The sequence below is a fragment of the Leisingera sp. genome (genome assembly GCF_034669605.1).
Classification (GTDB): Bacteria; Pseudomonadota; Alphaproteobacteria; order Rhodobacterales; family Rhodobacteraceae; genus Leisingera.
Window position 1 is genome coordinate 48534 of record NZ_JAXMOX010000001.1, and the last position, 10123, is coordinate 58656.

Genomic DNA, 10123 nt, shown 5'->3' on the forward strand with positions numbered 1-10123 from the left:
AGGGCTGCCCCTGCCGGTCTTCCCCATCAGAAGTTCCACATTCCCGGGCCCGGAAAAAGAAACCTATGGCTTACCTCTGCTTCGCGTGCGGCTAATCAGGGAATTTCCGATTTTTTACAGTGCCTTGCCGGACAACAGCAGGCAATAGAAACCGCCCCGCCGCGTGAGCGGCAGAGCGGCTGGAGGCGCGGCTTGTTTTGATAACCTGCGCGGCGAAGGTCAGCGCATCACGAAGGGGTCTGGAATCGGATCGTCGCTGGTGCGCAGCCACACGGCCTTGACCTTGGTGTAATCCAGCGCCGCCTGCAGCCCGCCCTCACGCCCGTGGCCGGACAGCCCGTGACCGCCAAAGGGCGCAATCGGGCTGACCGCGCGGTAGGTGTTGACCCAGACGATGCCCGCCCGGATGCCGCGGATCATCCGGTGTGCACGGGTCAGGTTCCGGGTGAACACCCCCGAGGCAAGCCCAAAGGCGGTGTTATTGGCAATCTCCAATGCCTCGGCCTCAGTCTCGAAGCTGACCACCGACAGGACCGGGCCAAAGAACTCTCTGCTGAGGCAGGGGGCCTCCGGCGCCTCCGAGCAGTCCAGAATGGTGGGCGGGAAATAGAAGCCCTCCCCCTCCACCGCCGCACCGCCGGTAACCAGCTTGGCGCCCGCCTGCAGAGAGGTCTGGATCAGCCGCAGCGCATGGTCGCGCTGTTTCAGGGTGCACAAGGGGCCGACTTCGGTGGCCATGTCCTGCGGCGCTCCGATCACCACGGCCTCGGCCTTTTTCTTGAGCCGGGCCAGAAAGGCATCCTTGATCCCCTTCTGGATCACCAGCCGCGAACCGGCAACGCAGCTTTGCCCTGTCGCCGCAAAGATCCCTGAAACCTGCGCGTTCACTGCGCTTTCCAGATCGGCGTCGTCAAACACGATGAAGGGCGACTTGCCGCCCAGCTCCAGCGAGGTGGAGGCCAGATTTTCCGCCGAGTTGCGCACGATATGGCGCGCGGTCTCCGGCCCGCCGGTGAACGCCACATGGGCGACCTTTGCATGGCTGGTCAGCGCCGCCCCCGCCTCCGGCCCGCCGGTGATCACGTTCAGCACACCGGGTGGAAACCCCGCCTGATCAAAGATGCGGGCAAATTCCAGCATCGGCGCCGGGCCTTCCTCCGAGGCTTTCAGAACAACGGTGCAGCCCGCCGCCAGCGCCGGGCCGATTTTGACAGCGGACAGGAACAGCTGCGAATTCCACGGCACGATGGCGGCCACCACGCCGACTGGCTCACGCCGCAGCCAGACCTCCATATCGGGCTTGTCGATCGGCAGATGCGCGCCCTCGATCTTGTCCGCCAGCCCGGCGTAATAACGGTAGTATTCCGCCACATAAGCGATCTGCGCCGAGGTCTCGCGGATGATTTTGCCGGTGTCGCGGGTCTCCAGTTCCGCCAGCCGCGGGGCATTCTCCGCCACCAGATCGGCGAGCCGCAGCAACAGCTTGCCGCGCTGGGTGGCACTCATGCCCGCCCATTCCGGCGAGAAGAACGCCGCCTCCGCCGCCGTCACCGCCCGGCCCGCATCCGCCGGTGAGGCAGCGGGCATCTGCGCCCAAGCCGCGCCGGTGGCGGGATCAAGGCTTTCAAAAGTTTCGCCCGCATCCTCAAACGCGCCGCCGATATACTGCTGGAAGGTCTGCATTGGCAGGCTCCTTTACTGGAAGGCCGGGTTACTGGAAGGCGGGCATCACGTCCGTAATGAACCGCTCTAGCGAGGCTTTCTTGCGCTCAAAACTCATACTGGAGTCGATCCAGAACGAGTATTCGTCATAGCCCAGGGCCTCGTATTTCTTCAGCCGCTCGACCACAGCTGCCGGTTCGCCGATCACCAGGTCGCGCGCCATCGCCTCAGGCGAGTAGAACGGATGCGCGGCGATTTCCTCGTCTGACAGCGGATCAATCAGTCCCTGAGTGACGTCCCGCTTGTTCATGAACCAGGCGCCAAAGTAGTTGTAGAAGCGGTTCAGCTCCTCCGCCCCGCGTTTCACATCCTCGGCGCTGTCCGCCACATAGGTGTGCTGCAGCAGCATGATCTTCGGCCGCGGCACGTCCGCGTGTTTCTCGCAGGCGGCGTTGAACTTGCCCATCAGATCTTCAATCTCGCCGTCGCCCTGCCACAGCGGCGTCACCTGCACGTTGCAGCCATTGGCCACCGCGAATTCATGGCTGTTCGGGTCGCGCGCCGCGACCCAGATCGACGGACCGTTTTCCTGCACCGGCTTGGGCGAGGATGAGGTTTTCGGGAAAGAATGAAACTCCCCTTCCTGCGCATAATCACCCTGCCACAGACGCTGCACTGCCGGGATCAGCTCGCGCATCCGCTGGCCCGCCTCCCAGGCGTCCATGCCCGGCATCATGCGTTCGTATTCATAGGAATAAGCACCCCGTGCGATGCCCAGGTCCAGGCGGCCATTGGTAATGATATCGGTCATCGCCGCCTCGCCCGCCAGCCGGATCGGATGCCAGAACGGTGCAATCACCGTGCCTGTCCCCAGCCGCACATTCTTGGTGTGCCGCGCCACGTCGATCAGGTTCAGGAACGGGTTCGGCGCGATAGTGAAATTCATCCCATGATGCTCACCGGTCCAGACCGCGTGCATACCGCCGTCATCGGCGATTTTGCACAGCTGGATGAACTCGTCATACAGCTGCTTCTGATCCTGATCCGCCGAAATCCGCTCCATATGCGCAAAAAGCGAAAACTTCATGAGCCCTTGCCCCCTGTCCCGACCGCGCGGACCTGCCCGCGGGTTTGGTTTCCATAATACACTCCGAAATTGCCCATCCGGCTTTCACTGGCGAACCGTTCCAGCATAGTGCAGACCGCCGCATCGGCGATGTCCATCAGCGTGGATTGGGTCAGCTGGGTGAAAGCGCCCTTGGCCGCTGTGCCCCCGGCGGATTGGCACAGAAACGAAATGTGCTGATGTTCGCGCGCTTCGTCCTCGAATACCGAATAGATGAACCCCGGCTCCGCCGCGACGCCGGTTTCAGCAATCAGCCGGGCCAATGCCGCCGAGGCGCCCTCCTTGCCGACGCGGGTTTCCGGCAGGGTCAGCTTGCCCTGATCATTGCCCATCAGCAGCACCTTGCCCTCGTGTTCAATCAGGGCCGAGACGATCAGCTTGGCGCCCTGGCTCAGCGCTTCGGCCTCTGCCGCCGCGGTCACATAGGCGCCGCGGGCGTATCCCAGCCCCGGCGCGGGCGAGGTTTCAAACGCCTCCACCCGGCCGATCAGGATCAGGTGGTCGCCCGCCTCCACAGTTTTGTGCATGGAGCAGTCGAACCAGGCGGAAACACCCTCGAACACCGGGCTGCCCGCTGGCCCCTTGCGCCATTCGACGGCGGCAAAGCGGTCCTCGACAGGCCGGGCAAAGCTGTTGGAGACATCCTTCTGATCTTCTGCCAGCACATTGACTGCAAAGCCCTCCGCCTGCTCGAAAGCGGCGTAATTGCTGGAGGAATTGGCCAGGCAGACCAGCACCAAGGGCGGATCCAGCGACACCGAAGTAAAAGAGTTGGCGGTAAATCCGATGGGATGGCCATCCGCATCCTGTGCCGTCACCACGGTGACACCGGTCATGAAAGTGCCAAAGGCATTGCGCAGGGCGCGCGGGTCGATCTCGCTCATGACGGCTCCTTTTCCGCTGATGCGTTCAGCCAGTCCCGCAGCGCCCTGTTGACCTCGGCGGGGGCAGTCAGGTTGACCATATGCCGGTGGCCTTCGATGACAACCGCGCGGCCTTGCGGCGCGGCATCAGCCATCCTCTGCGCCATGTCCGGCGTTGAGTTGGGATCGCCACCGCCGGTCAGCGCCAGCAGCGGGCAAGCGATGCCGCCGAACCCGTCCGCATAGGTGCTGTCGCCGCGGGCAAAGGCGGTGTAGGCCGCAGCGTAGCCTGCAAGGTTCACAGCCGACAGCCATTCCGCGACCTGTGCCCGCGCCGCCTGGTCCGCCGCACTTTCGCCGAACCAGCGGGTGAGCGGCGTTTCCAGATCAAAGCTGCCTGCGCGGATTTCGGCAGCGCGAGCTTCTACGGCTTGCCGCGCCTCAGGCAAACGCCGGAACACCCCATTCAGCAGCGCCACCCGCGCCACGTTCTCAGCATGGCAGACCGCATAGCCGCCGGCAATCAGCGCCCCCATGGAATGGCCGGCCAGCGACACCGGCCCCAGATCAAGCGCCTGCAGCACGGCGTGCAGCCAGTCCACATAATCCGGCAGCTCCGCGCCCTCAGGCAAGGGCACGCTGCCACCGTGGCCGGGCATATCCAGGGCAATCACCTTGTGGGTCAGGGACAGCGCCTCGATCTGCGGTGCCCAGGCTGCCGATTGCATGCCAACCCCGTGGATCAGCACCACCGGCGCCCGCAGCCCATCCCCCTGGCCCGCCCGTTGGCAGGTGACGGTGCCGTAAGGCTCAGACAGCGGCAGGGTTGTCGGCGTCATGGCCCAGTTCCTTCAGATCCTGATAGCGGTCGCCGATGCGGTGATGCGGGCGGCCGCCGATCGAGGCACCCAGCGCGATCACAATCTCATCCGGGCCCGGCGCATCGGCCACCGACAGCTGGATGGTCAGGTAATGGCTGCGCCGCCCGCCGTCGTTCTTGTCCATCAGCGGGATCTGCAGCGGCGCATTGGCCGGGCCGCGGGTGTTGGTGAACGCCAGATAAGACTTCGCGCCCACCGCCTCGCGGAAATGATTACCGAAGCGCAGAGTGTGAATGAGGGCCGAGGCGTGCTCGACCTCGCCGTTCACCCCGACGATGGCGGATTTGCCGTAGCCCTCAACCTTATCGCCGCCGCCTGCGGCCTTCAGAATCATCGCTGTCAGCTTTTCCCCCAGACCCGGCGCACAGTCGTGGATCGCCGGGCGCAAATCCTCGACAAACCCCTGTCCCGCCCAGGGGTTTTTGATCACCGCCACCGCGGCAAACATCCTCAGCGGCGTCTCTGCTGCCTTGCCGCCCTCGATCAGGGTCTCTTCGGCATGCAGCAGTGTCTTGCGGATTTCAGCGGGCATGGGCGGGTCTCTCGTATCTGATTCCAGTTGTCGTAATATGGTATACCATAAGACAGTATGTCAATGCAGACTTGTTCCGCCCCGCCCCGGCTGCTATCGGAGGACCCATGAACAGCCCCGTGAACCGTCCCGTGATGAGCAGAATAGACCAGCCGCCGCAGACCCTGCGCGACATCGTTCAGGAGCGGATGCGCGAGGCGATCATCGCTGGCCAGTTCGCCCCGGGAGAGCGGCTGGTGGAGCGCCCCTTATGCGACCAGCTTGGTGTCAGCCGCACCGTGGTGCGCGAGACCATCCGCTATCTGGAAGCCGAGGGGCTGGTCGAGATCCTGCCCGGCAAAGGCCCGATTGTGGCGCAGCTCAGCTGGGAGGACGCGCGGCAGATCTACGACATCCGGCAGATGCTGGAGACCGCCGCCGCCACAGCCTGCGCCCGGAACATGACGCCCGGCCTTTCCGGGGCGCTGCAGGATGCTTTGAAGGTGCTGCAGGAAGCGGTTGCCGCTGGCATTCCCGGTCCGATGCTGCGGGCCACCACCGAATTCTACCGGATCATATTCGAGGGCGCAGGCCACAGCGTCGCCTGGGAGATCGCCCAGCGTCTGAATGGCCGCATCAGCCGGTTGCGCGCAGTGACGCTCTCGACTGAAGAGCGTCAGAAACCCGGCCCCGCCCATATGCAGGAGATCTGCGGGGCCATTGTGTCAGGGGATGCAAAGGCTGCGCGGACCGCGATTGAGCGGCACCTTGAAGACGCCAAACGCACCGCGCAACGGCTGCTGCAGGAAGAATAGCCGGTCTTCTGCGGACAAAACTGCCTCGAAAATCACTGTTCATGGCTGAGATCCGCGCCGGATGTCAGCTTGCGGTCCGCATGGCCGCGGCGGCGGGCGGGGCTCATATCCGCGGCGGCGGATCCAGGTCGGCACGGAACGGCGCCAGGCTGTCGGTGAAAGCGTCCAGAAAATCCAGCGCCAGCAGCGACCGGCTGCCCGACACCGGGCGCAGGATCGACAGCCGGTGAGGCAGTTCCGGGGCGAAGGGCACGATGGCAATGCCCTGGCCGCGAAATTGTTCGGCATCCAATGCGCTGACAACGGACGCCCCCTGCCCCTGGCCGACCATTATGCAGGCGGTGGAGAACTGGCGCACCTCAATCCAGCTGTTCAATTCCACCCCGGCTTCGGAAAACGATTTGTGCAGCTTGCGGAAAAACGGGCTGTCGCGCCTTGTGTGGATGATCTTGCGGTGCTGCAGGTCGCGGGGCGTGATAACATCCTGTTCTGCCAGCGGGTCATCCTGCGGCAGCACACAGACGGTGCGGATGGGCAGGTCGATGTTTTCCACCGCCGGATGGGCGGCAAACCCGTCGGTGATGCCGCAGTCATACTGCTCTCCGATGATCCACTCCAGGATCCTCTCGGGCCGGTCCGGCTCCAGCGTCAGCCGCACGCCGGGGCGGTGCTCCAGAAACCCGGCCAGCAGTTTCGGCAGCAGCGCTGTTGCGAACCCCGGCAGGCAGGCGATGCGCAGATGGCCGGCGGTGCGCTCGGTCAAGTCCCGGTTGAGTTCCTCCAGATGGTTCAGACTGTCGAACACCCGGCCCACCTCGGACAGCAGATAGCGCGCCTCGGAGGTGGGAATCAGCAGCCCGTCCTTGCGGGTGAACAGATCCACCGCCACTGTTTTTGAAAAATCAGACAGCAGCCGGCTGGCCGCAGGCTGGGAAATCCCCAAGCTTTCAGCGGCGCGGGTGACGGAGCCGGTACGGGCAACGGCCTGAAAGGCCTCAAGCTGTCGAAGTTTGAATTTCAAGGGGTTAGCCGCTTTCAAGAGAAGAGTAACGCGCCGCCTCATAACATTATGTTATGATTTTTGTCAAAAAACTTTTGCTTGAATTATTTTACCCCCCGGACAAATGCTGTCGCCATAGCCAACCTTTGGAGAGAAGCTCATGCCGATCAAATCTTTGCTCTGTGCCTCGGCCGTTCTGGCCGTTGCTGGCAGCACCGCATTTGCAGAAACCGAAATTCAGTGGTGGCACGCCATGGGCGGCACCAACGGTGAACGCGTCAAAAAGATCGCCGAAGATTTCAACGCCACGCAGGACGACTACAAAGTGGTGCCCGTCTACAAGGGCAACTACACCGAGACGATGACGGCAGCGATTGCCGCCTTCCGCGCCAAGGAACACCCGCAGATTGTGCAGGTCTTCGAGGTCGGCACCGCCACCATGATGGCCGCCAAAGGCGCGATCTATCCGGTTGAAAAACTGATGAAGGACGCGGGCGAACCCTTCAACGGCGACGATTACCTGCCCGCGGTTGTGTCTTACTACCAGACCCCAGAAGGGGAACTGCTGTCGATGCCCTTCAACAGCTCCTCCCCGGTTCTGTGGTACAACAAGGACGCGCTGGACGCCGCTGGTGCCGACGTTCCCACCACCTGGGACGAAGTGCGCACCGCCTCGCAGAAGCTGGTCGGCAACGGCATGAAATGCGGCGTCTCCTTCGGCTACCAGTCCTGGGTGATGATCGAAAACTACTCAGCCTGGCACAACCTGCCCTCCGGCACCAAGGAAAACGGCTTTGCCGGCTTCGACACCGAACTGACCTTCAACAATGACAAGGTCGTGGCGCGGCTGGACGATATTGCCGAAATGGGCAAGGAAGGCCTGTTTGTCTACGGCGGCCGCCGCGGCGACAGCCTGCCGATGTTCACCAACGGCGACTGCGGCATGTGGATGAACTCCTCGGCCTATTACGGTTCGATCGCCGAGCAGGCCGGTTTCGAATTCGGCCAGACCATGCTGCCGCTGGACACCAAGGTGGCTGACGCACCGCAGAACTCGATCATTGGCGGCGCTACCCTGTGGGTCCTGGCCGGCCATGAAGAGGAAGAGTACAAAGGCACCGCCAAGTTCATGACCTATCTGTCCTCGCCCGAAGTGCAGGCCTGGTGGCACCAGGAGACCGGCTATGTGCCGATCACCACCGCCGCTTATGAGCTGTCCAAGGAACAGGGTTTCTATGAAAAGAACCCCGGCACCGACACCGCGATCAAACAGCTGAGCCTGAACACCCCTACCGCCAACAGCCGCGGCATCCGCTATGGCAATTTTGTTCAGATCCGCGACGTGATCAACGAAGAGCTGGAAGCGCTGTGGGGCGGCGAGAAGTCCGCACAGGAAGCCCTGGATGCAGCCGTGGAACGCGGCAACGACCTGCTGCGCCGCTTTGAGCGCTCGGCCAAGTAACCCATCCTGACGACCCGGCCCAGCCGCCCTTTGCAATGGGCGGCTGGGTCTTTTCCTGATTGGGGGCTTCATGCTCAAACGGGTGCATTTCCCTTCTTCCCTGCTGCCCTACCTGCTGGTGGCGCCGCAAATTATCATCACTTTGGTGTTCTTCATCTGGCCCGCAAGCCAGGCGATGTACCAGTCGTTCCTGATCGAGGACGCCTTTGGCCTTGGCACCGAATTTGTCTGGTTCGAGAATTTCGAGCAGCTGCTGACCGACAGCCATTACCTTGCCAGTTTCCAGCGCACCGCGGTGTTCTCCCTCTTGGTGGCGGGTCTGTCGATGGGCACAGCGCTGATCCTCGCGGGCTTTGCCCAGCGGGTGGTGCGCGGCGCGATGTTCTACCGGACCCTGCTGATCTGGCCCTATGCGGTCGCCCCCGTTCTGGCCGGTGCCCTGTGGGTCTTCATGTTCAATCCCACCCTAGGCATCTTCCCCTATTTCCTGGAATTCGCAGGCATCACCTGGAACCATTACCTGAACGGCTCCCAGGCGATGGCGCTGGTGATCCTGGCCGCGGCGTGGAAGCAGGTCGCCTATAACTTCCTGTTCTACCTCGCCGCCATGCAATCGATCCCCAATTCGGTGATCGAGGCCGCCGCCATCGACGGCGCAGGCCCGGCGCGGCGGTTCTGGACCATCATCTTCCCGCTGATTTCGCCCACCACGTTTTTCCTGCTGGTGATCAACATGGTCTACGCCTTTTTCGAGACCTTCGGCATCATCCACGCCGTCACCCAGGGCGGCCCCGGCACCTCCACCACCATTCTGGTCTACAAGGTGTTCAACGACGGCTTTGTCGGTCTCGACCTCGGGGGCTCGGCGGCGCAGTCGGTTGTGCTGATGGTGCTGGTCATCGCGATGACCGTGGTCCAGTTCCGCTTTGTTGAAAGAAAGGTGGCATACTGATGGTCGAAAACCGCCCCCTGACCGCCTTCCTCACCCATCTGGTGCTGATCCTTGGCGTCATTGCCATCGCGCTGCCGGTGTGGATCACCTTTGTTGCCGCCACCCATGATCAGCTGCGGATGAACCAGGCGCCGCTGCCGCTGTGGCCCGGCGACCACTTTCTGGAAAACATGAAGCAGACCCTGTTCGGCTCCGGCCTCAGCGGCACCGAAGGCGCACCGGTCTGGCTGATGCTGCTGAACTCATTGGCGATGGCGCTGATGATTTCAACCGGCAAGATCGCCATTTCGCTGCTGTCGGCCTTTGCCATCGTCTATTTCAAGTTCCCGTTCCGCATGGGGTTCTTCTGGATGATCTTCATCACCCTGATGCTGCCGGTCGAGGTCCGCATCCTGCCCACCTTCGAGGTGGTCGCCAATCTGGGGATGCTGAACAGCTATTGGGGCCTGTCGATCCCGCTGATCGCTTCGGCCACCGCGACCTTCATGTTCCGCCAGGTGTTCCTGACGGTGCCGGATGAGCTGCTGGAGAGCGCCCGCATCGACGGCGCCGGGCCGCTGCGGTTCTTCTTCGACATCCTGCTGCCGCTGTCGCGCACCAATATCGCGGCGCTGTTCGTGATCCTGTTTATCTTCGGCTGGAACCAGTACCTCTGGCCGCTGCTGGTCACCACCGACACATCGATGACCACCATCGTGATGTCGATCAAGCAGATGCTGGAGGCCGCGGAGCAAAGCCCGCAGTGGAACATCATCATGACAACCGCCCTGCTGGCGATGATCCCGCCGGTGTTCGTGGTCATCGCAATGCAAAAGCTCTTTGTGCAGGGCTTGACGGAGTCTGCTCCGGTC

Annotated in this window: 10 protein-coding genes; 4 read left to right on the forward strand and 6 right to left on the reverse strand. The window is 62.8% G+C overall.

The window, feature by feature from the left end; genetic code table 11:
* Positions 1-219: 219 nt before the first annotated feature.
* Genes VOI29_RS00200 through VOI29_RS00220 form a run of 5 tightly spaced genes read right to left on the reverse strand, consistent with a single transcriptional unit; the run spans position 220 to position 5064 of the window.
* On the reverse strand, positions 220-1683 hold the full coding sequence (locus tag VOI29_RS00200) for an aldehyde dehydrogenase (RefSeq protein ID WP_323775446.1): 1464 nt from the start codon (positions 1681-1683) through the stop codon (positions 220-222).
* Positions 1684-1711: 28 nt separating this feature from the next.
* Positions 1712-2749 (reverse strand): LLM class flavin-dependent oxidoreductase, encoded by a 1038-nt coding sequence (locus tag VOI29_RS00205; protein WP_323775447.1) that lies wholly within the window; start codon positions 2747-2749, stop codon positions 1712-1714.
* Positions 2746-3672: a flavin reductase gene (locus VOI29_RS00210; RefSeq protein WP_323775448.1), complete on the reverse strand. Its 927-nt coding sequence runs from the start codon at positions 3670-3672 to the stop codon at positions 2746-2748. Before VOI29_RS00210 ends, VOI29_RS00205 begins: the two co-directional genes overlap by 4 nt.
* Positions 3669-4490, reverse strand: coding sequence for an alpha/beta fold hydrolase (locus VOI29_RS00215; protein ID WP_323775449.1), 822 nt, complete (start codon positions 4488-4490; stop codon positions 3669-3671). Before VOI29_RS00215 ends, VOI29_RS00210 begins: the two co-directional genes overlap by 4 nt.
* Complete coding sequence (locus tag VOI29_RS00220; protein WP_323775450.1) at positions 4462-5064, reverse strand: amino acid synthesis family protein; 603 nt, start codon at positions 5062-5064, stop codon at positions 4462-4464. The genes VOI29_RS00215 and VOI29_RS00220 overlap by 29 nt, the downstream gene beginning before the upstream one ends.
* A 134-nt stretch (positions 5065-5198) precedes the next feature.
* On the opposite strand from VOI29_RS00220, the gene VOI29_RS00225 reads away from it, so the two are divergent.
* Positions 5199-5858, forward strand: a complete 660-nt coding sequence (locus VOI29_RS00225) for a GntR family transcriptional regulator (protein ID WP_416361466.1) — start codon at positions 5199-5201, stop codon at positions 5856-5858.
* Positions 5859-5961: 103 nt separating this feature from the next.
* On the opposite strand, the gene VOI29_RS00230 is transcribed toward VOI29_RS00225, so the two are convergent.
* Positions 5962-6879 (reverse strand): LysR substrate-binding domain-containing protein, encoded by a 918-nt coding sequence (locus VOI29_RS00230; RefSeq protein WP_323775451.1) that lies wholly within the window; start codon positions 6877-6879, stop codon positions 5962-5964.
* A 139-nt stretch (positions 6880-7018) separates the two neighbouring features.
* Here VOI29_RS00230 and ugpB point away from each other — a divergent pair, with 139 nt between their 5' ends.
* The 3 genes from ugpB to ugpE form a co-directional block, all read left to right on the forward strand.
* Positions 7019-8320 (forward strand): sn-glycerol-3-phosphate ABC transporter substrate-binding protein UgpB, encoded by a 1302-nt coding sequence (gene ugpB / locus VOI29_RS00235; RefSeq protein ID WP_323775452.1) that lies wholly within the window; start codon positions 7019-7021, stop codon positions 8318-8320.
* 70 nt (positions 8321-8390) lie between these two features.
* A complete protein-coding gene (gene ugpA / locus VOI29_RS00240) occupies positions 8391-9272 on the forward strand; it encodes a sn-glycerol-3-phosphate ABC transporter permease UgpA (RefSeq protein WP_323775453.1) in 882 nt (293 codons plus the stop codon).
* On the forward strand, positions 9272-10123 hold an 852-nt coding region (ugpE, locus tag VOI29_RS00245), incomplete at its 3' end, for a sn-glycerol-3-phosphate ABC transporter permease UgpE (RefSeq protein ID WP_323775454.1). The genes ugpA and ugpE, both read left to right, overlap by 1 nt.